Source organism: Arthrobacter stackebrandtii, from assembly GCF_017876675.1.
Lineage (GTDB): Bacteria > Actinomycetota > Actinomycetes > Actinomycetales > Micrococcaceae > Specibacter > Specibacter stackebrandtii.
In genome coordinates this window covers 2,967,080-2,988,003 of record NZ_JAGIOI010000001.1, presented here as the reverse complement: position 1 = coordinate 2,988,003, position 20,924 = coordinate 2,967,080, and the positions used below count along the sequence as shown (strand labels likewise).

The following is a 20,924-nucleotide window of genomic DNA, read 5'->3' as shown; positions in this document are numbered from 1 at the left end:
AAAAAAGGCCTGTCCTCCGCCGAAGCGGAGGACAGGCCCAATAGGGATGTGGAGATGGGGAGAATTGAACTCCCGTCCGATGTTGTGTTGTCAGGGCTTCTCCGGGTGCAGTTTGCGTACGGTTTTTCTCGGCCCCAGCTGTCTCGCAAACAAGCAGCTGCCAGGCCCAGTTGTATAAAAGTCCCCTAAGCGCCTACAACAAGAACTTAGAGCAGTGGCCCTCTAAATGACGCCAGGATCCGGGACGAGAGCATTCCCGGGCTGACGGACTGTCTTACTGCTTAGGCAGCAAGAGCGAAGTCAGTGCGATTTGATTCAGCACTTATTGTTTTACAGAGATCGTTTACGAGATAACCCTGTATCCTCGACCCGCTTCACCTGTCTCGACGAACACCGTCGAAACCGATCATCCCCTATTGTTTTTTCAAATCCACCTGCTGCTCCCAAGGGAACTGCCTGTGGTCTATCCATGCTAGCGCATCTGCAGCGGAAAATATTCCACGGTGCCCTACCCAAGCAGCCCCTTGGCTGCCTTTGCCTGAAGTACCAGCAGCGCCGCGGCGTCAACCCGGCCGGCAAAGGCCGGATCGCCCTGCGCCGCCGCCACGATGCCGTTGTACATGGCCGGCAGGAGCGTTTCGTTGGTGCATAGCGCCATGGTTCCGCCGGCCACTATGAAGTCCACCCCGCGTTCGGCTACGGGCACCGAGGAGACCTGGACGGCGTCGCAAATGTCGTCGCTGACAATGATGCCCTTGAAACCAAGGTCCCCGCGCACCATGTCGGTGACGATCACGGGTGAGAACGGCGCCATATTGTCCGGGTCGATTTTGGTGTAGACGGCGTTGGAGATCATCAGCCACGGCACCCCGCCGTCCACGGCGTCCTGGAACGGGGCGAGGTAGGGGTCGTTGCGCACCGTGGCGGCATCGGTGACCCCCGAATCGGTGTCCGTGTTCGCTGTGACCCGGCCCAGCCCGGGAAAGTGCTTGGCGGTGGCCTCAACACCGGCGGCCGCCATGCCCTGGGCAAACGCCAACCCGTGGCTTGAAACGTTCTCCGGCGTAAAGCCAAACTCCCGGCCGAAATAGCCGATCGGCGCATTCTTCGGGGCGAACGCCTCGCTGGGCACGGTGTCCAGCACGGGTGCCAGATTCACGTTCACGCCCACAGCCGCCAGCTGCCGCCCCCACTCGGTGGCGTCGGCCAACAGCTGGTCCACGGGCAGCTCGCCCTGCTCCACTGCCTGCGGCATCGTGTCAAAGCCCGGGCCCTGCATGATCTGCACAAACCCGCCTTCCTGGTCTGTCGCCACAAAGGGCAGGGCCCCGGCGGTCCGGCTGCCCGTGACATGCCCCGAGACGGCCGCGACCTCCCCGGCAATGGCCGACTTCCCTGCCGTGCTGCGCCCCTTCATGAAAAAATTACCCACGTATAGGGTGTCCAGCGCGTACAGCGAATCCGGGGTGGCCCCCGTCACCGGCGAGGACACCATAAGGACCTGGCCCACCTTTTGCTCCAGGGACATGGCCGCCAGCACGGACTGGGCATCGCCCGGTTTCGGTGCGGCCGACGGCGGGGCCTGGCTTGCGCTGGGAGCCGGCGCCGCCGAGGTGGCAGGCTCAGGCGACGGGGCATCCGGGGAGGGTGCAGCACTGGCGGAAGGATCGGGCCTCGTGCTTGGCGAAGCGGAAGAGCCCGCGGCTGTGGGGGATGCGCCAGGGGCACCGGTGAAGAACTGCACGGCGAACACCGCCACGAGCGCCACAACCACGATTCCTGCGCCAATGATCAACCAACGCTTGGTGCCACTTGCCACAACAGCCTGCCTTCGTGTCTAACGGTGTCATGCCAAGGGGCAGTGCCGCCCGGCCGGGGTGGAACGGGAACGCGCCGGAACGGCCCGCGGTGCAGGGCTAGGCGCCGCGGTTTTTCTCACGCATCGCGCGCAGTGCCTCGCGGTTGTCCTGCTGTTCGCGGAGGGCGTGGCGCTTGTCGTAGTCCTTCTTGCCCCTGGCGATGGCGATCTCAACCTTGGCGCGGCTGTCCTTGAAGTACAGCTGCAGCGGCACGATCGTGAAGCCGGATTCGCGCGTCTTGCGGTCGATTTTCTCGAGCTCTTCGCGGTGCAGCAGGAGCTTGCGGCGGCGGCGGGCCGTGTGGTTGGTCCAGCTGCCGTTGAGGTACTCGGGGATGTAGACGCCCTCTAGCCAGAGCTCGTCGTTGTAGAACGTGGCGAAGCCGTCCACGAGGGACGCCCTGCCCTCGCGCAGCGACTTGACCTCGGTTCCCATGAGGACCAGGCCGGCCTCGAAGGTGTCCATGATGAGGTAGTCATGCCGGGCCTTGCGATTGGTGGCCACCACCTTCAGGCCACTTTCCTTGGGCACGGCAGACTCCTTAGGTATTTAGCAAACTTTCCGGCACGCACGTTGCGGCACGGATCCCCAGTTTAGCAACACCCGCAGGGCGGGGCGGCCGGCGGACGGGGTTTGTGACGCCGGTCGTACATGCCCGCCCGCGGAAGGGAGGCCGGGCCCGCGTGCTGCGGGCCCGGACCGTCCTAGAGCAGGCCCATGGGGTCCACGGGGCTGCCGTTGAGCCAGGTTTCAAAGTGTGCGTGGCAGCCGGTGGAGTTTCCGGTGTTGCCGGAGTATGCCACCAGCTGGCCCTGCTTGACCGCCTGGCCGGCGGAGACAATGACGGAGGAGTTGTGGTAAAAGACCGTCATCAGTGCGTTGCCCTGGACCACTCCGTGGCTGATGTACAGCACGTTGCCGCCGCCGTACACCACGTTCGTCTGGCCGGCGATCTGGACCACGCCGTCCGCGGGTGCGTAAACGGGCGTGCCGCAGGTGGCGCCAAAGTCGATTCCGGAGTGCAGGTAGGAGCCGGTGCCGTTGAAGTCGATGGTGCCGGCCGGGGTCTGGCGCCAGCCAAAGCCGGAGGTGATGGGGATGTTGCCGGCGAAGGGGTGCTGCAGCCCAAACGCGGAGGGGTTGCCGGGTGCCGGCGGCACGTACGGCGGGGGCGTGTACGTGGGCGGGACGAACGGCGGCGGTGTGTAGGAGCTGCCGCCCCCGCCGAGGTTGGCCTGGGCGTTGGCCTTCTCCTGGGCGATGCGCGCCTGTTCCTGCTCGTAGGCGACGCGGGCTGCTTCAATGCGGCGTTCTTCCTCGATCTTTGCCAGCCGGGCGGCTTCGGCGCGTGCGGCAGCCTCGGCGGCTTCACGTTCCTTGCGCTGGATCTCGGCGATCTGCGTGGCCACGGCGTCCTTCTCATTCTGGACTGCCTGCAGCTTTGCCTGGATCCGGGGCTTTTCGGCCTCCAGCGTGGCGTTCAGTGCAGCGGAGTCGCTGATGAGCTTGTCCACCTTGGCCTTTTCGGTGGCGGCCTGGTTGCGGGCCACCTGCTCGGCGGCCAGCGCGGTCTCGGCCTGCTGCTTCAGGTCCTTGATTTCCTCTTCAACTGCGGCGAGGCGGACCTGGGCGTTCTGGTTTGTTGCCTTTTGCGCCGTCAGCGCCTCCAGGGCAGCGGTCTGGCTGCGGAGCGCCTGCTCGGCCAGGTCGATGGAGTTGGCCAGGTCGTTCGGCGAATCGGCGCCGAGGATCAGCGTCAGGTTCGGCGGCAGTCCGCCGGCCTTGTACGACTGGGCCGCGATCTGGCCGATCATGGCCTTGGTTTCCGTGGACTTCTCGGCGTCCGTGGCGATCTGGGCCGTGATCTTGTCCTTGTTCTGCTGGGCAAGGTCGATCCGTGCGGTGAGTGAACTCACCACTCCCGTGGCGGTTGCCACGCGGGCTTCGGCCCCTGCCAGTGCTGCCTGGGCACCGGGCAGCTGGCCCTGGAACGTGACCAGGTCCGCCGCCGACTTGGCAATTCCGGCATCCACAAATTCCAGCGACGACTGGACCTCGTTGGCCTGCTGCTCCAGTTGCGCCTGCTGCTCAAGCGCCGCAGCCTTGTCGCTGGCATTGTCGGCCTGGGCCGCCGGAACCAGTCCCAGCAGGCCCACGGCAAGAAGTGTGCTGATGCCCAGCAGGACACGGCGGACTGCCGTCCGGTGCCGCGGCACGGCCCGCCCAAGACGGGGGGACTCCACCTGCCCATTTCCCCCGCTTGATTCCACATTCATGCCTGTTGGCTCCTTCAAAAGTTGCTTAAACATGCCCAAATAACATTAGTCACAAGAGTCACTCCAGTAACACTACCCCCACTGATCCTACACTTTCAGGTTTTTGCGCAGGGAAACGGCCGACGCAACGCCGGCCAAGACCACGCCGAGCAGGATCAGGATGGGATAGATGGTCAAGGCGTCCGTGGCGGAGATGAAGGGCGTTCCCGAGTTGGATTCGGCAAGGTAGCCGCCCATGAAGAAGTGAACAATGGCCCAAACAGCCCCCGAGGCCAGCAGCGCACCGATGGTTGCGGCGATGACGCCCTCCAACACAAAGGGCAGCTGGATGACTGTCCGCGACGCGCCCACCAGGCGCATGATTTCAATCTCCCTGGTGCGCGACTGGGCGGACAGCCTGATGGTGGTGGCAATCAGCAGGGCAGCACAGATGATCATGAGCACGGCCACGCCGATGGCCACATAGGTGGCGATGTTCATCCACGAGAACAATTTTTCCAGGACCCTGCGCTGGTCCACCACGGAGTCCACCCCTGGCGTGGCCGAGAAGGTCTCATTGATGATCTGGTATTTCTCGGGGTCCGTCAGCTTGATGCGGAACGACGAGGGCAGGTTGGCGGCTTCCACCGAATCCACCATGGGCGAGTTCGCGAACTGCTCCTGGAAGTGGACCAGCGCCTCGTCCTGGGACTCAAACGCCCAGGACTCGATGTACGGCTTCACGGCCGCCGAGCCGAGCATGCCTTCAATCGTCTTCTTCTGCTCGTCCGTGACGGGGCCCGCCAGGCAGTTGGTGTTGGCCGGCACGTCGTTGCACAGGTAGATCGTGACCTGCACCTTGTCGTACCAGAAGCCCTTGAGTTGGCTGATTTGCATCTGGAGGACGCCGGCGGCGCCAACAAACGTCAGCGACACAAAGGTCACCAGGATCACCGAAATGACCATTGTCAGGTTGCGGCGCAGGCCGCTCCCCAACTCGCTCATGATGAAAGCAAGTCTCACTTGTGGTCCTCAATCGTGGTCTTCGCGTTGCCGGTGGCATCTGTTCCGGTGGCCGCCCCGGCCGGGTTGTCAGCAGGCGGCACGGGGTCAGGGCCGCGCCGGCGTTCCAGGCGCGGCGGCAGCGAGTCGTTGGCGGCGTCTCTTGCCGCGGCGGCACTTACTATCCGCTGGCGGCGGGTCTGGGGTTCGGCGTCGTCCATCTTCGCGGCGCCTGCCGCAGGGACGACGGGGATCATGGAGGTGTACTGCGCGGCGTTCTCGTCGCGGACCACCTTGCCGTGCTTGAGCTCGATGACGCGCTTGCGCATGGAGTTGACGATGTCGTCGTCGTGGGTGGCCATGACCACGGTGGTGCCGTTTTGGTTGATCTTGTCCAGGATTTCCATGATGCCGGCGCTGGTGGTGGGGTCAAGGTTGCCGGTGGGCTCGTCGGCGAGGAGGATGCCGGGCTGGTTGACGATGGCGCGGGCGATGGCGACACGCTGCTGCTCACCGCCGGAGAGTTCGGTGGGCAGGCGGCGCCCCTTGTCCTCCAGGCCCACGAGCTCCAGCACGCGCGGCACCTCAACACGGATGGCAGCGCGGGATTTGCCCAGCACCTGCATGGCATAGGCCACGTTGGCAAAGACCGTCTTCGTCTGGATCAGGCGGAAGTCCTGGAAGACCACGCCGATGCCCCGGCGGAACTTGGGCACGCGCCAGCTGGGCACGCTCGCCACGTTCTGGCCGGCCACGTAGATGTGGCCGTGCGGTGTCTTGTGCTCGCGCAGGACGAGCCGCAGCAGGGTCGACTTTCCGGATCCCGAGGAGCCCACAAGGAACACAAACTCGCCGCGCTGCACATCGAAGGAAACATCGTCGAGCGCCGGCTTGGACTTGCGGTCGTACGCAATGCTCACATTTTCAAAACGAATCATGACTTTTTCATTGCCCGTCCAGCGAAGGTGCACTGGTGTGCTGGCGCGTCGGGCGTGGTTTGGGGGTGGAAACCGCCAGCCTTACCACTCTAGGCGCGCCATTGCTGGAAACCCGGTTCCGTGCCGGTGTGTCGAGGGGCGGCGTTTCTGTGGGACGGCGGCTGTGCACGGTTTTGCTTGGCGAGGGTCTGGAGCCCGCGGGATTCCGTGCAGGTTCCGCCCTGGTGGCGCCCGGTGCCGGCTGCTCCCGGACACGGCGGAAAGGCGCGGAGGCGCCGGTCAGGATTGGGGTCCTGCCGGCAGGGCTCCAGCCTTGTGTTGTGTCTTTGGAGTGTTCAGGCCTTGGCGGCGTTGCGCTGGTCGGCGCGCCAGCGGATGCCTGCGTCGATGAAGTCGTCGATTTCGCCGTCCAGCACGGCGCCGGCGTTGCCGACCTCGTGTTCGGTGCGCAGGTCCTTGACCATTTGGTACGGATTCAGGACGTAGGAGCGCATCTGGTCGCCCCACGAGGCCTTGACGTCACCGGCCATGGCCTTCTTCGTGGCGTCTTCCTCGGCCTTCTTCAGCAGCAGCAGCCGCGACTGCAGCACGCGCAGGGCGGCCGCGCGGTTTTGGATCTGCGACTTCTCATTCTGCATCGACACCACGGTGCCTGTGGGGATGTGTGTCATGCGCACAGCCGAGTCCGTGGTGTTCACGGACTGCCCGCCCGGGCCTGAGGACCGGAACACGTCAACACGGATCTCGTTTTCCGGGATGTCGATGCTGTCCGTGGACTCGATCAGCGGGATGACCTCCACCGCGGCGAAGGAGGTCTGGCGGCGGCCCTGGTTGTCGAAGGGGCTGATGCGGACCAGGCGGTGCGTGCCGGCCTCGACGCTCAGCGTGCCAAAAGCGTACGGCGCCTTGACCTCAAAGGTGGCGGACTTCAGTCCGGCCTCTTCGGCGTAGGAGGTGTCCAGCACGGCCGTGGGGTAGCCGTGGCGCTCGGCCCAGCGCAGGTACATGCGCAGCAGCATTTCGGCAAAGTCGGCGGCATCCACGCCGCCGGCGCCGGAGCGGATGGTGATGACGGCTTCGCGCTCGTCGTACTCGCCGGCAAGCAGCGTCACAATCTCCAGGTCCTCAAGCGACTTTTGCAGGGCCGGAAGCTCCTTGGCAGCCTCGGCGAGGGTGTCGGCGTCGCCCTCTTCCTCCGCCATCTCCACGAGGACCTCGAGATCGTCGATCCGGGACTCAAGGGTGCGCAGCTTCTCCAGCTTGGACTGGGCGTGGCTGAGCTTGGAGGTGACCTTCTGCGCGGCGGCGGGGTCGTCCCAAAGGTTTGGCGAGCCTGCCTGGTCCGAAAGATCCTCGATGTCCTCCAAGAGCTTCGGCACCTCGGAGACCTGCTCTATAGAGGTGTACGTTGCGCGAAGGGCGCGGAGTTCTGCGGGAAAGTCGATCGCTGCCATGATATTCAAGCCTACAGCAGCAGCTTGGCCCGCGCCGTACTGGTGACGGAGATGCTGATCCCGTCCGGTACCAGGAAGTTGATGAACAGCGGATGAACGACGGCGCCCAGGCTCACCTCCGCGGTCCGTCCGTCCCCGGCTCCGCTGGCCGAGGCCAGCGCAATTGCGTCCAGCCCTTCCGGGATTGGCTGCCCGGCAAGGTACTCCTGGGCCGCGGCCCTCACGGCCCCGCTGTCCAGCCGGGTCCCGGGGTCGGCGGCACCCTCGGCGCCGTTGACCTCAAAGGTGTCGGCTGCTGCGAGCGCCGCGCCGTCGGCCAGTGAGAACAGTTTCTTGTGCCCCACGTAGAGGCTGCCGGCCGCGGCCACCACCGTGACCAGCAGCAGCGTCAGGAGCACATAGCCAATGAGCAGCACCATGATCTGCCCGGCCTCACCAGCCTCGTCCCGGCCACCGGCTCGCGCCTCACCATGTGTGCGGAACGGCCCGGTTGCGCGAACCGGCGCGGGCCTGCCGGGCGGGAGCAGCTTCCTCATTTGAACCGGCCCACCTTTTGGCTTGCACTGGATTCCACGGTTGCGGCGGTGGCGCTTACGCCAGGCAGTGAGCCCACCACGGGCAGTTCCACCCGAAGCTGCACGCGGGCGGTGACGATTGTTCCCGCCGTGGAGCAGTCGGCGCTGCAGGAGATGGTCAGCTGTGCCCCGGCGGCGTCAAAGCCCATGTCGGTGACGGCCAGGTTCATGGCGTCGAGAGCAGCCGCTTCCGCCGCGGCCCCGTCCTCGTGGAGCACAAACACCTTGGCGGCCTGGTCGGCGGCCCCGACCACAGCGTAGGCACCGCCCTGGACCTGGCCCACTGTCAGGATGAGATACACAACCGGCACCATCAGCAGGACCGCCAGGAAGATGAATTCCACGATGGCGCTGCCCTCCTCTCCCCCGGCCCCGCCACGGGCCTCCGGCACAGCCCCGTCAGCGGGTGATGACAGCATGCCCGCTCACCTCCAGCGCATGGGAGGGGCCCAGCAGGCCGATGACCGGCAGCGGCGCCTTGATCGAGACCGTCATGACCTGCATTCCGTCGAGTGCGCCCACAGACACGCTGACATCCTGCACAAAGCCCGGTCCCAGCGCGGCGGCCACGAGGGCGGCGGCCCGGTTGCGGGCGTCCTCCGCCGTCCGGTCCCCGAGGGCACCGTAGCGCGCAGCCGACGACGCCGCATCTGCCACGGTATTGCGTACGTGCAGCACGAGCGTCAGCTGCAGCAGCGCCACAAACATGACAGTGACCAGGGCGCTGACCAGGACAAAATCGACGACGGCGGAGCCCGCCTGCCGCTCCCGGGCTACGGAACCACTTGGTCCATGGCCTGGTTGAACAGCCTTTCCAATGCGGGACCGGCGATCGCCAGCAGTCCCGCCACGAGGATGGCGCTCATGAGGGTGATCAAGACCCAGCCGGGCACATCCCCGCGGGTCCTTTCTGTGGCCGGGCGGAGCGGCGGCAGCCGCCGCCCCAGCCTCTCCATGCCCTTCAGTACAAGGGCCCTGCAGCGTCCGGCGAGGACCAGCAGTGCCACCCCCGTCTCCGTCATCCAGTTCTTCGCGTACATGTTGCTGTCCCTCCACCTGGTGTTGCCCTGCGTGTTGTCTGCTTCTGCCGTTCCTGTCCTGGGTAGCCGCCATCTAGAATCCAAACTGCAGCAGGGCCAGGCCGGGAAAGACTGCGAAGACGACCGTGAGCGGCAGGACGCCAAAAATGAGCGGGACCATCATCCCGATTTCCTTGCGGCCGGCAGATTCCATGAGCTCGCGCTTGGCCACGTCGCGGACATCCTGTGCCTGGGCCCGCAGCACCTCTGCCAGCGGCGTCCCCCGGTTGACCGCCACCCCGATGCCGTCCACAAACCGTGAGAGTGCAGGGACGTTGACGCGGGCGGAAAATTGGTTGAGTGCCTCGACCAGCGGAACGCCGGTTCGGGTCTGTGCCAGCACCTTGCCAAACTCCTGCGACAGCACCCCGTTCGAGGTCCGGGCCACCCGGTCCAGCGCGCCGGAGGCGCTCTCCCCCGCACTGACGGCGAGCGCCATCAATTCTGCGAGCGCTGGAAATTCAGACAGCATCTGGGCCTGGCGCCGCTTTGTCCTGGCGCCCAGCAGGTAGTCGTAGAACAAGTACCCGCCCACCATGGGCGCCAGCGTCAGCACCACCGCCCCCATGAAATTGATAGTCCCCTGCCACAGCAGCAGGATGGCGCCCACCACCCCCGCAAGGAGCCCGGCCGCCGCGCACAGGAACTGCATGGCCCTGAATTCCAGCGGGGTCTCGCTCCGGCCGGCCTGTTCCAGCCGAACCCCCAGGCCCCTGACGCTGACATTGAAACGGCCCAGCCGGTGGACGGCGTCGGAGAGCACCAGCCGGAAGATCCGTTCGAGCGGCCCAAACAATGTTCCGGGGCCCTCGCCCTCCAGCAGGCGGGAGCGGCTGTCCACTGACCGCAGCTGCGGCTCCACCCGCTGCGCAAAACTGGTCTTGCGCATCACCGGAAGCCGGACGAAGCACAGCCACAGCCCCGCCCCCATCAGGAGCCCGACGGCGATCATGGCGGCCAGGTGCGTGGTCATTGCAGCACCCGGTCTTCCTCCGGCAGCGCTCCGATGCGCAGCATGACCCGGTAGCAGACCACCGACACCAGCAGCCCGCCGCCCAGCACCGCCCACCCTGCCGGTGTGTTGTAGGCGGCCACGGCCTCGGGCCGGGTGGACATGAGCATCAGCACGATCCAGGGTGCGGCCACGGCCAGCCGGGCGGCGTTGACTGTCCAGGACTGGCGCGCCTCCAATTCACTGCGGGTGCGTGCGTGGTCGCGCAGGAACTCGGACAGCGTGCCCAACAGCTTGCCGAGGTCAGAGCCGCCCACATCCCGTGTCAGGCGCAGCGCCTCGATGATTCTGTCGGAGACGGGGTCGGCGAGGGTTGCCTTGAGCTTTTGCAGGGCCGCTTCAAAGTGTCCGCTGGCTCTGTAATCGGCGCCAAAGCTCCGGAAGTCGTCCCTGAGCTGGACCGGGCCCTTGTGCCCCAGCTGCACCAGAGCCTCCGGCAGCGACAGTCCTGCCCGGATGGCCGAGCGCAGGTTGTCCACCACATCAGGCCAGAGTTCGCGCATGACGGCGGCCCGCCGTCGTGCCCTCATGCGCAGCAGCGCGAAGGGCAGGTAGGCCACGAACAGGCTGAAGCACAAGGCGATGGCGGGGACGCCGGTCAGGACAAACACCACCAGGGCCATCAGCAGTGCCAGCCCGGCGGCACTGGCCACAAGCGACAGCGGCGTCACCTGCGGCACACCGGCCTGGTGCAGCAGCACCTGCATCCTGCTGCGGTGTCCGGGCTGGGGTGCGCGCGGCGGCTGGCTCCAGCAGGCATTCCAGATCAGGAACAGGCCCATGCCGGCGAGCAGCCCCACAGCTGCCGCCATCAGAATTCCCCCATCAGCGCGGCGACGCTGTAGCCGGCCGCGGTGAACTTTTCCGGGGCAGGCATGGCGGTTTTGGATGCTGTGAGCCGTCCGTCCACGGTGCTGAACACCAGGCCGGACTCAATGATGCCGTTCTCCACTCGGCGTCCCAGTGCGAGGATCTCCCCCACGCTGCGCCGTCCGTTGGGGGCCCGGACGCAGTGGACCACAAGGTCGATGCAGGCGGCGACCGTGGGCACCACGAAGGCAGCTGTGATGTTCTCGCCTGCGAGGAGGGGGAGCGTGCAGATCTTGACCACGGCGTCGTGGGCGGAGTTTGCGTGGACGCTCGCCATCCCGGGAAGGCCGGGAAGTGCTGACACGCAATTAACATTGGCCAGCTCTGGCGGCTGGCCTGCCGTAGCTCGATGACTCTGGGAATGCCGAGAATACGCGGGAGGCCGACGGCGGGGCCGTCGGTGCATTTGGTGGAATCCTACAAACACCACACCTTGCGCTATTCCGTCAAGTATTGGCAAAGTGTAGCTTATCTACGCGGCAAGCACGGCATGCGCCCGCCGTCAAGAGCTTTAGCTAGTTCCCACAAATTCCAGTTCCAGCCGACGGCGGGCCGTCGGAGCCTTCCGCAACGATATCGTGCGCCAACGGCGAACAGGCCCCCGTTGCACCGTGAACCATGTCACTCTGGAATACGTCATAAATGGACACGAAACAGGGAGACGTGATAATGAGCAATTCCGAATATCTTTCACGGCGGCAGGCCGCCGACTACCTAGGCCTTTCGGTTGGATGGATGGCCACCACGGGCCGGGCCTGCGTCCCGTCCTATCGCGTGGGCGGTGTGATGAGGTACCGGCGGGATGAGCTGGACGCATGGGTTGACTCGCAGCGCGTAGCCCGGCCTTGAGGGCCGGACCTCTGGCGGATAGTGCCACTGATGCCAGCCTGTGGGGCTGGCCTTGAGCCGTAGCGAGAGGGTACCGCAGCGGAGGTTAGGACCTCGGCAATGCGCGCCCCGAAAACAGCTCTTACTCAAGGTGCCTGCATCCCATACGCCAGTAGGGGCAAACGGGGCTCTCACGGTTTATTTTCGGTGGTCTAAAGCGGTACAGATTTAGGAGGTTTCCAGCGCGTGCCCAGAGTCCCCCGCCCCGCCTGTTCTGTAGCCGGTTGCGACAGGCCGAACCACGCCAAGGGCAAGTGTCAAACGCACTACCGGGCCACCGTTCGGAGTGCTGGCACATGCAAGGTTTCAGGATGCCCAAGAGCGCCGATTACTGGCGGCTACTGCCGCCCGCATGAGCCGTTGCTCATTGAGCAAATGGGGCCGGTCAAGGTTGCCGACGAGCTGGAAAAGATAGCCGACACAGTGAAGCCACACCCGATTACCGGATGTTGGTTATGGCAAGGGGAATTGAATGCGGGAGGATATGCCCGCATGAGAATTGGAGGGCGTAAGTGGTTAGTTCACCGTTTCCTTTTTGTCCTATTTTATGGGGCACAGCGGAATAACTGGGAGCTTGACCATATTTGCAACCGTCCCGATTGTGTGAGGCCGAACCACGTTTACTCTGTCACACGAAAGCAGAATGAAAAGAATAGGGCATGGCGTGATGCTCGCGACGGTTTCCAATTCTGGAAACAGGACTACCTAGCCGACATGCCACCGGTGCCACTGTTGCTATGGGCAGGCTCTCACGGCCTGCCTGTCGCGCCCTACAGCTGGCGAGTAGAACAGCGGTAGCCCGCTGAAATCAAGGCCCCTACAGGCCCTGCCGTGGCCCTCTGGGGCCACTTCCATCACGGAGGAGATAACTAATTAGTACCCCGCGCGCGCCACCCTTGAGGGTGGGCAATTCCACGACTACAGCCGGAGCCCAGGCACCGGCAATCAACCATCAAAGGAAACCATATTGAGCAACGAAAACAAAGAGCCCAACAGGGCCGACTATAACCCCGTGGAAGTAGGACGGGACACTTGGGAAGTGCCCGGATCAAACGTCTTGCACCGCTCTAAGCAGGAGGCCGACAAAGCGGCCGAAAAAGCCTACTCACGAGCCTTAGAGGAATGGCGAAGGGAAGAGAACCGCCTTAGCGGCAACCGGTCCTACGCCGACACCATGGCCTTTGAGGCCATGACGCCACAGCAGCAGGCAACCGAGGCTATCCGAGCCTCCAAGGCCGGGGCCCTCACGGAGGGCGTTACCGAGGAGGAATGGAACAGTAGCCCCGAAATAAGGGCTCTCTACTCCAAGTCAGAAAAGACAGGCGCGGAACTCTACGCCGAGTGGAAGGCCAACGGCAGCAGCTCCCGCAAGGGCATGCCACAGGGCAACCACTAAAAGCAGTTGACGGCGTGGGGCTTTACGGCCCCGCGCCTTTCCTGTCTCTTTCAGATATTTTTTGATTCCAAAGCTTTTTAATCCGTACAGATTCCCAACAGCTACCACGGGCGGGCGCTGGAACGGGAAGTTTCGGGGGCCTACCCCCACCTTTCCGTGGTGGCCCGCGTAACACACTGGCCTCGGCTGGGAAACATGGGCTAGGCGGCCCTGCGTGCCGTTCTCACGGCCCTACATGATCAAGGTGGCTAGCTGTTCCACTTCCACCCTTACGCCCGTTAGACGCCAGCCTGTGGGGCTGGCAACAAGTCCCTACCTAGAGCCCGCCTTGAGGCCATGGAACTAGCCTCTATACACAAAGGGTTCCCTTTGTGTATATTGGAGTCATGGAAACAGCCCCAGCCCTTAGAGTTATCGGTTACGTCCGCGTGTCCACCAACAAGCAAGACATAGGCCCGGAGGTACAAATTGCAGCACTTGAAGCGGAGGCATCCCGCAAGGGATGGAGCCTTGAGATACGCCGTGAGAACGCCGCAAGCGCAAAGTCTCTAGCGAACAGGCCGGTCCTAGCCGGAGCGCTTACAGACTTGAAGAGCAGGCGCTATGACGCGCTCGCCGTATCCAAGCTTGATCGCCTCTCTCGCAACGTCGCCGACTTTTCGGCCATGCTGGAAACTGCCAGCCGCCAAGGGTGGGCAATGATCTGCCTAGATCTTGGCGTGGACACCACCACCGACACGGGGGCCTCAATGGCCCAAATGACGGCCGTATTTGCGGAGCTTGAGCGTAAGCGCATTGCAGGCCGGACGCGGGAGGCCATGGCTAAGATCAAGGCCGACACAGGCAAGCTCATGGGCAGGCCTAGCGCCCTGCCAGCCGACACGGTGGCGCGTATCTTTGCCGAACGGGAGGCCGGGGCCTCCATGGCCCGGATAGCTGACATGCTCAACGCCGACGGCGTGCCCACGGCAACGGGCAAGACGTGGCATCCATCCACAGTTCGGCAGGTGCTGACGTCGGTTACAGGCCCCGCCCGGAGCTAGCCGCTCCACCACGCAAGAGAGGCCCGGTCAACGCCGGGCCTTTCCTGTGTCCACCGTAGGGCCGTTAGCCCACCAATGTTGGGGCAATGCCCCGTAGCGGCGTGAGAGACAGGATTACCGCGCCTGTCTCGTTGTCCGTGTGCATCTCCCCCAAGCCCAAGCCGTGAGCGTGTGCGGCCTTGCTCGCCGCGTACAGGGGCACGCCTGCCAGCGTGGCCCCGCCGTGGTGTTCCCCGTCGGTCCAGAGGGCAACCTCTGGCGTCCGATGGATGACGCGGTAACTCTCCGGGAGGTCACTAATGAGTGCTTGCAACGTGGCGCTGTTCTGTTCCATGGTCCTGCCTTTCCGTGTGGTGACTGGAACTCAAGATTAACGCCAACTGACGGGAATTAACAGGGGCCGCGTGGCCCCTGTAGTGTTCGCCCTGGTTGTTTTATGTATCAGTTATTGTACCAATATCGGGCCGTCGCCACCGGGCCTATGATTGTTGAATGTCCTAGTGTCCGTTGCCGGGAGAATACCGCTATCTCGCCACTGTTGTTTTAACTGGTCTAGCTCTTCCACCGTGAGCAGGCCGCGAGCGCTGGATTTGTTTTTCAGGACCACTTGCACAGTGTCCCGGTCAAAGACTCGGGCCGTGCCCTTGAAGTGGCTAAGCAACACCACATTGCACACTTGGCGCGCATAGTCGCGCCTGTCATCTATCGGCAGTTCCAGCCATGCCATAAGCTCCGTTGCTTCCACGTCTTTCGTGTAGTCCAGCTGGGGCAACGCTGGCAAGTTCTGCATGAGGGCAAGCTCTGTAAGCCTGTCCTCTGTGGACTGTAGCCGGGCCTGTATCGTCTCGCTCATGGTTGCCAGCTGCATCATAGTTATGGTGCCTGTGGCCGCCATTGTGGCGGCCTCCGTAAGCCGTTCCCGTAGCGCTAGGACCTCTGTCTCAAGGTAGCGGGCCTCCTCTGTGGAGTCCCCCGCCCGCTCTTGCTTGGACAGCCAATTGCGGTACATCACGATAACCGTATTTACGTAGTCATCCACGTAATCCACGCGCTTTCCCACGTGGCCTATGCCCCTTACGGGGCAGCGGTACACCGGGTAAGGGGCACGCTTGCCGGAACGCACATAGCCGGTAATCACCTTTGAGCCGCAATGGCATTGCGCTATCCCCGTTAGCAAGTACTTGGGCTTGATTGAGTAGAAGCGTCCCCGCTTGGGGTCCGTGAGAAGTGACCGAGCGGCACGGTAGACGTCCTCCGACACAATGGCCGGGAACTCTGACGGGCCGCTTATCTCGCCGTCCTGCGTGGCTAGGCCCGCGTTGCGGGGCCGCAACAGCAGAGCGCGCACGGTTTGCGCTCCGAACTCATTCCCCATGGTGCTACGTAGCCCCTGCCCATTGAGCCACCGGGCCATAGCCCCCAAGCTCCGGCCCTCCAAGGCCTGCCCGAACAGCTCACGCACGGCGTGCGCCTCCTCTGGGTGGAGGCTTGGCACTTTGTCCGTTATCGTCCAGCCGAACGGCCTCTGGCCCCCGGTGTATTTGCCCTTGCTTGTAAGCTCTCTCATCTTGCGCTTGGCGCGCTCCGCCTTATGCTCCGACTCATAGCGGGCCGCGCTCCCCAGCATGCGGGCCACCATGCGGCCCGACGGCGTGGACAGGTCCAGCTCTCCGGCCTTTACCGTGTGCGTGGTGACGCCGTTCTGTTCGCAAACGTCTATGTAGTCTTCCAGCTCCACAGGCCGACGGTGGAGCCTGTCTGTGTGCCAGCACAGCACATAGTCTGCGTCTCCTTTGCGGAGCCGTGCCAGCATGTCCCGATAGCCGGGCCGAGGACGGCCCGAGTATGCGCTTACGTCGTTGTCCACAAACACACGGGCCACGGCGAGGCCCAGCCGGGCCGCCAGCTCCCGACAGTCCTCCTCTTGGCGTTGCACGCCCAAACCTGCCCCGGTCCTGTCTTGGCTTATGCGGCAGTAGATAAAGGCTCTAGTTCCCATGGGGACAGGCTAGGCCTTATAGCGTGTTTGCGGTAGTCCGGTAGGCCGCTATTCAAGGCGATCAACATGTCCAGGCTCTCTGCCTCCCGCACCTCGCCCACGATGAGCCTGTCCGGGCGCATGCGCAGCGCCTCCTTGACCAGGCGGCGCAGGGGGATCTCGCCGTGTCCCTCGAGATTCGGCTGGCGGCACTGCAGCCCCACCACATCACGCAGCGGCAGCCTCAGCTCAAAAATCTCCTCCACCGTCACCACCCGCTCCCGCGAGCCAATGCCGGCAGCCAGACAATTGAGCATGGTGGTCTTGCCCGCCTGCGTGGCGCCGGAAACCAGAATGTTTAGGCCGCTGCTGACGGCTGCACCCAGGAAGCGGGCGGCCTGCGGGGTGAGCGAGCCCAGCTCCACCAGATGGTCCAGGCGGCTGGCCCGCGCCACAAACTTGCGGATGTTCACCGCCCAGTGGCTCTGGGTGATGTCAGGGATGACCACGTGCAGGCGGCTGCCATCAGGCAGCGCGGCGTCAACGAAGGGACTGCTCAGATCCAGCCGCCTCCCGGAGCTCTTCAGCATCCGCTCCACCAGGTCTCGGACCTGCTGCGGCGTGAACACGACATCTGTCAGTTCCGATTCACCGTGCCTTGCCACGAACACCTGGTCCGGCGCATTGAGCCAGATTTCCTCAATGTCGGGATCGTCCAGAAAGGGCTGCAGCGCACCGAAGCCTGCGACGGCGTTGAACACGTGCCGCCCGACATCGTCACTTTGGGCGAGAGCCGGGACCGCACCGAGAAGGGCCCGCTCACCGTAGTCGTTGACAGCAGCATCCACCAGGGCACGCACCTCGGTGCCCTGCCGCAACGGGTCAAGGCCCTTGCGGCGGATGAGTTCCCTGACTTCATCCTCCAGCAATGCGAATGCATCCAACCAGACCGCCCCCGCCCCCTCGCGGTGTCCATACAGTGTGTAATTCAGGAGCATAGACCGATTCCATCCGGGCACGCCAGAGCCAATTTTGCTTTCTGTGGATAACCACGGCCCCTGCTGAGGCTGTCCACTCGGGCGAAAACCTTTGCACGGGGTGGTGGCCGATGTCACCAAAAACTGTGAAAATTCAACGTTTATTGCAATAGTTGGCGACATGCACGCATGGTGCCTGACCGTTCAGGCCGTGCCGCATAAGCTGGCAGCACCTCACGCGCGGCCACCGGCCGCAGATGACTTCGGAGCTAAAACAATGCCTTTACCTGTGTCCAGCCAAGATTCCCACCCTGCCGGGCGTTTCTTGTCCAAGGCCTGCCGGACCGCAGTGGCCGGCGCCTTGGGCCTCTCGCTCGTTTTTGCCGGAGGGATCCCACCTGCCGGAGCCCAGGAACCGGACACCGCCGTTGCCACGGAACAGCCTGCCGTGCCGGACGATGCCCAGCTGCCCGCGCCGTCCCTGGATCCTGGGGCGCCTGATGAACCGGCCGAACCGGAAGGCACGCCACCGGCTGCCGACCCCGCACCCGAAGCGGCACCTGATGCCGGCCAAGATGCGATCCCACCGCTGGAATCCGATGAGGAGCCACCAGCCGTCACGCCCGAATCTGAAGCGGCACCCGAATCTGCCCCGCAGGCCAAGCAGGCGCCCGCAGCCGTCGACCCGTCCGCCGCATTGCCCGACGCTCAGTCACTCATGGAGGCACCCTCCCCTACGGCTCCACCCGCACTGGTGGCACCGAAGGCGCCGTCGGCCCCAGACACGGAAAGCCCCGGATCAACGCCCGCAGCCCCGCCCGCAGTGGACCTTCCGGCTGCACCCGAAGAACCAGGCAAACCAGCCGATGCTGCCGACAGCGGGACCCCAGGCGCGCACATGGGCCAGGGCCTGGCCATGGAGGAGGCAGCTGCCGCCGCCAACACACCCATGATGGCCCGCGCGGCACCACTGGCCGCCAGTGAGCCCTGGATCCCGGCCGGTGTCCGTGGCATGGACGTCAGCGGCTGGCAGGCCGACTCAGGCTATACACGAAGCACGGTCAACTGGGGCAACGAATGGTCCATGGGTGCACGCTTTGTCTACGTCAAGGCAACCGAGGGCGGCGCCTTCGTCGACAAGTCCCGCGCCTCCCACCTCGCAGGCGCAACCAAGGTCGGCATGCTGCACGGGGCCTACCACTTCGCGCTTCCCGGGGCTGGCCAGGCAACGGCCACCGCCCAGGCTGACCACTTTGTCCGTAACGGCGGCGGGTGGAAGGCAGACGGCAAGACCCTCCCTCCCCTTTTGGACATTGAAAACAATCCCTATGGCGCCAACTGCTACGGCCTGAGCCAGGCAGCCATGGTCAATTGGATCAAGACCTTCTCAAACCGTGTCAAGTCCAAAACCGGGCGCCTGCCCATGATCTACACAAACAAGGGTTGGTGGGTCTCTTGCACTGGAGACTCGAGGGCTTTCACGAACCAGCCGCTGCACATCGCAGCGTACACCGGTGGTGCACCTCTCCAAATCCCGGGTGGATGGCCTACCTACAGCATGTGGCAGTTCAGCTCCACAGGCCCCTTTGCCGGCGACTCCAACGTATGGAACGGCACCCTGACGAACCTCAGGCGTTTCGCCTCCGGCACCACCGTCAGCAGGATCAGCGGCAAGGACCGCTACGAAGTTTCAGCAGCCGCATCCAAGTCCGCATTCCGTCCGGGTGTGAAAACTGCATACATCGCAAGTGGCGCCGTCTACACGGATGCCCTGTCCGGCTCCGCAGCTGCCGGCTTCACCGACAGCCCGGTGCTGCTCACGGGGACGGGCGTACTTCCCGACGTCATCCGGGCCGAGCTCACCCGACTCAAGCCGCAACGCATAGTCATCCTTGGCGGACCCGCCACCGTCAGCGACTCTGTCATGAGGCTGCTGAAGAGGTACAGCCCCTCCGTGAGCCGCATCAGCGGCAAGGACCGCTATGTGGTCTCAGCAGGTGTTTCAAAATCGACGTTCAAGGCAGGGACAAACACTGCCTATATTGCCAGCGGAGCCATCTATACGGATGCTCTCTCAGGGTCGGCCCTGGCCGGGCACCAAGGCGGCCCCGTGCTGCTGACCGCAACGATGGTCCTTCCCGATGCCATCCGCGCAGAACTGACACGGCTGAAGCCCAAACGGATCGTCATTCTTGGCGGTTCCGGAAGTGTCAGCGGCAGTGTCATGAATCTGTTGAAGCGGTACAGCCCCTCAGTCAGCCGGATTAGCGGCGCCGACAGGTACGAGGTCTCTGCATCCATCTCCAGGTCCACCTATTGGGCTGGCACAACCACTGTCTACGTTGCCAGCGGCGCGGTATATTCCGATGCATTGTCCGGCTCCGCCGTGGCAGCACATAATGGCAGCCCGGTCTTGCTGACGGCGCCCAACGTCCTGCCCAACTCGGTCAAGGCGGAACTCCAGCGCTTGAAGCCGCAACGGATCGTCATCCTTGGCGGCACCGGCACAGTCAGCAACGGGGTAATGCGGGATCTGCAGAACTACGCCCGCTGACGGATGTATAACGAAGTCGTTATTTTGCGCAGGCCCACCTAACGATTTGGACGCGGGCTCGACGCTGAAAGTTGTTCTTTCCAGCCTCTTGACGGAACTGCGCGGTTGTTGGCCTTGCCACCGCCATTATGGTTCGAGACCAAGTCGCAATGTGCACCAACGTGTCAAGTTTTTACCTTACTCTTTGTATCATCCTCTGCTGCCGTGACACGGACAACAGCCGACGAGGACAGAATCCGAGGTAAGAGTGAAAATTACACGAGTGTCCATGGCAAAGGTGCTTCTGAGCGCCGCCGTGGTGGGGACACTATCCATCTCCGGTGTCACAACCGCCGCTGCAGGCCCGATGGCTGGCACCATTGCAGCAGCTCTCGCGGAGGAAGCCCCCGAGATCGCAGTCGGCCCCCAGGCGGCCGTCATGGTGACCAGTCCTGACGGGTCCCGCGCCTACGTTGCCCAGGGGGAAGGCATCTCAGCCTACGATCTGCAGACTGGCAATGCCGTAGCAACCGTCACCATCGCCGGATTGGTAACAGCACTCACAGCGAGCCGTGATGGATCCATGATCTTTGCGAGCAGTCTCGCAGATGGCGGCAACACCATTGTGTCCATATCTACTGACACGAACACTGTCTCATCCACCACGACTATCGCCGACGCAACGTATTCCCTGGCCGAATCCTCTGACGGGAAGAGCGTGCTCGCTTTGGGGGAATCATCCCCGAAAAAGCTATACGTCATTGATGGCGCCTCATGGACTGTGACAAAGGATTTTCCAATGCCGTCAGATCTTGAAGCCATGGCGGTTCACACCAGCCCAACCGACTCCCATGCCTATGTCGCTCGAAGCTCGCTGGTCAGCCCCAGCACTTCCGAGTCGGATGTTCTGGTCATTGATCCGGGTACCGGAACACTCGTCACCCTACGTGTCAGGCTGGGACGGTACCACGGTGAAAGAGCAAGTCCGTTTGATCGCGTGGGGCGAGAACCAGGAAACCAGTAATAATGTCTAGTCCAGTTTTGTCCGCGGTAGGCCATGATGGT

General features: G+C 63.8%; 20 protein-coding genes, 1 other RNA gene and 1 pseudogene. 5 read left to right on the top strand and 17 right to left on the bottom strand.

Annotated elements, in window-relative coordinates; translation table 11 throughout:
* Nucleotides 1-46: 46 nt before the first annotated feature.
* From ssrA to JOF48_RS12935, 14 genes are all read right to left on the bottom strand, one after another.
* Nucleotides 47-414: a transfer-messenger RNA gene (ssrA, locus tag JOF48_RS12995) on the bottom strand.
* A 94-nt stretch (nt 415-508) separates the two neighbouring features.
* A complete protein-coding gene (locus JOF48_RS12990; RefSeq protein WP_245346528.1) occupies nt 509-1,795 on the bottom strand; it encodes a glycoside hydrolase family 3 N-terminal domain-containing protein in 1,287 nt (428 codons plus the stop codon).
* A gap of 121 nt (nt 1,796-1,916) precedes the next feature.
* Nucleotides 1,917-2,390 (bottom strand): SsrA-binding protein SmpB, encoded by a 474-nt coding sequence (smpB, locus tag JOF48_RS12985; protein WP_209681332.1) that lies wholly within the window; start codon nt 2,388-2,390, stop codon nt 1,917-1,919.
* 173 nt (nt 2,391-2,563) lie between these two features.
* Nucleotides 2,564-4,135 carry a M23 family metallopeptidase gene (locus tag JOF48_RS12980; protein ID WP_209681330.1) on the bottom strand — a complete coding sequence of 524 codons (1,572 nt, stop codon included), beginning with the start codon at nt 4,133-4,135 and terminating at the stop codon, nt 2,564-2,566.
* 87 nt (nt 4,136-4,222) lie between these two features.
* Entirely contained in the window at nt 4,223-5,137 is a 915-nt protein-coding gene (gene ftsX / locus JOF48_RS12975; protein WP_209681328.1) for a permease-like cell division protein FtsX, read from the bottom strand.
* Nucleotides 5,134-6,054, bottom strand: a complete 921-nt coding sequence (gene ftsE, locus JOF48_RS12970) for a cell division ATP-binding protein FtsE (RefSeq protein WP_209681326.1) — start codon at nt 6,052-6,054, stop codon at nt 5,134-5,136. The genes ftsX and ftsE overlap by 4 nt, the downstream gene beginning before the upstream one ends.
* Before the next feature lie 335 nt (nt 6,055-6,389).
* Nucleotides 6,390-7,508 carry a peptide chain release factor 2 gene (gene prfB, locus JOF48_RS12965; protein WP_209681324.1) on the bottom strand — a complete coding sequence of 373 codons (1,119 nt, stop codon included), beginning with the start codon at nt 7,506-7,508 and terminating at the stop codon, nt 6,390-6,392.
* A gap of 11 nt (nt 7,509-7,519) precedes the next feature.
* Entirely contained in the window at nt 7,520-8,044 is a 525-nt protein-coding gene (locus JOF48_RS12960; RefSeq protein WP_209681322.1) for a pilus assembly protein TadG-related protein, read from the bottom strand.
* Complete coding sequence (locus JOF48_RS12955; RefSeq protein ID WP_245346526.1) at nt 8,041-8,502, bottom strand: hypothetical protein; 462 nt, start codon at nt 8,500-8,502, stop codon at nt 8,041-8,043. Before JOF48_RS12955 ends, JOF48_RS12960 begins: the two co-directional genes overlap by 4 nt.
* Nucleotides 8,483-8,791, bottom strand: coding sequence for a pilus assembly protein (locus JOF48_RS19705; RefSeq protein WP_245346525.1), 309 nt, complete (start codon nt 8,789-8,791; stop codon nt 8,483-8,485). Before JOF48_RS19705 ends, JOF48_RS12955 begins: the two co-directional genes overlap by 20 nt.
* A 65-nt stretch (nt 8,792-8,856) precedes the next feature.
* Nucleotides 8,857-9,039 (bottom strand): hypothetical protein, encoded by a 183-nt coding sequence (locus JOF48_RS19700; protein ID WP_245346945.1) that lies wholly within the window; start codon nt 9,037-9,039, stop codon nt 8,857-8,859.
* Nucleotides 9,040-9,196: 157 nt separating this feature from the next.
* Nucleotides 9,197-10,135 (bottom strand): type II secretion system F family protein, encoded by a 939-nt coding sequence (locus JOF48_RS12945; RefSeq protein ID WP_209681318.1) that lies wholly within the window; start codon nt 10,133-10,135, stop codon nt 9,197-9,199.
* Nucleotides 10,132-10,986 (bottom strand): type II secretion system F family protein, encoded by an 855-nt coding sequence (locus tag JOF48_RS12940; protein WP_209681316.1) that lies wholly within the window; start codon nt 10,984-10,986, stop codon nt 10,132-10,134. Before JOF48_RS12940 ends, JOF48_RS12945 begins: the two co-directional genes overlap by 4 nt.
* Nucleotides 10,986-11,348: a hypothetical protein gene (locus JOF48_RS12935; protein ID WP_209681314.1), complete on the bottom strand. Its 363-nt coding sequence runs from the start codon at nt 11,346-11,348 to the stop codon at nt 10,986-10,988. The genes JOF48_RS12940 and JOF48_RS12935 overlap by 1 nt, the downstream gene beginning before the upstream one ends.
* A 959-nt stretch (nt 11,349-12,307) precedes the next feature.
* Between JOF48_RS12935 and JOF48_RS20190 the strand changes: the two genes are divergently transcribed.
* From JOF48_RS20190 to JOF48_RS12925, 3 genes are all read left to right on the top strand, one after another.
* Entirely contained in the window at nt 12,308-12,730 is a 423-nt protein-coding gene (locus JOF48_RS20190) for an HNH endonuclease (protein WP_425353738.1), read from the top strand.
* A 169-nt stretch (nt 12,731-12,899) separates the two neighbouring features.
* The gene (locus JOF48_RS12930) at nt 12,900-13,328 is read left to right on the top strand and encodes a hypothetical protein (protein WP_209681312.1); all 429 of its coding nucleotides are present in this window, start codon (nt 12,900-12,902) and stop codon (nt 13,326-13,328) included.
* A 386-nt stretch (nt 13,329-13,714) separates the two neighbouring features.
* On the top strand, nt 13,715-14,371 hold the full coding sequence (locus JOF48_RS12925) for a recombinase family protein (protein ID WP_209681310.1): 657 nt from the start codon (nt 13,715-13,717) through the stop codon (nt 14,369-14,371).
* 64 nt (nt 14,372-14,435) lie between these two features.
* Here JOF48_RS12925 and JOF48_RS12920 read toward each other — a convergent pair whose 3' ends face one another.
* From JOF48_RS12920 to JOF48_RS12910, 3 genes and pseudogenes are all read right to left on the bottom strand, one after another.
* Nucleotides 14,436-14,705: a hypothetical protein gene (locus JOF48_RS12920; protein ID WP_209681308.1), complete on the bottom strand. Its 270-nt coding sequence runs from the start codon at nt 14,703-14,705 to the stop codon at nt 14,436-14,438.
* Between the two features lie 111 nt (nt 14,706-14,816).
* Nucleotides 14,817-16,370 carry a recombinase family protein gene (locus JOF48_RS12915; protein ID WP_209681306.1) on the bottom strand — a complete coding sequence of 518 codons (1,554 nt, stop codon included), beginning with the start codon at nt 16,368-16,370 and terminating at the stop codon, nt 14,817-14,819.
* A 38-nt stretch (nt 16,371-16,408) separates the two neighbouring features.
* A pseudogene (locus JOF48_RS12910) lies at nt 16,409-17,347 on the bottom strand (TadA family conjugal transfer-associated ATPase); the annotation flags it as partial.
* Nucleotides 17,348-17,615: 268 nt separating this feature from the next.
* On the opposite strand from JOF48_RS12910, the gene JOF48_RS12905 reads away from it, so the two are divergent.
* A complete protein-coding gene (locus JOF48_RS12905) occupies nt 17,616-19,880 on the top strand; it encodes a cell wall-binding repeat-containing protein (protein ID WP_209681304.1) in 2,265 nt (754 codons plus the stop codon).
* 268 nt (nt 19,881-20,148) lie between these two features.
* Nucleotides 20,149-20,883, top strand: coding sequence for a YncE family protein (locus JOF48_RS12900; RefSeq protein WP_209681302.1), 735 nt, complete (start codon nt 20,149-20,151; stop codon nt 20,881-20,883).
* Nucleotides 20,884-20,924: the final 41 nt, after the last annotated feature.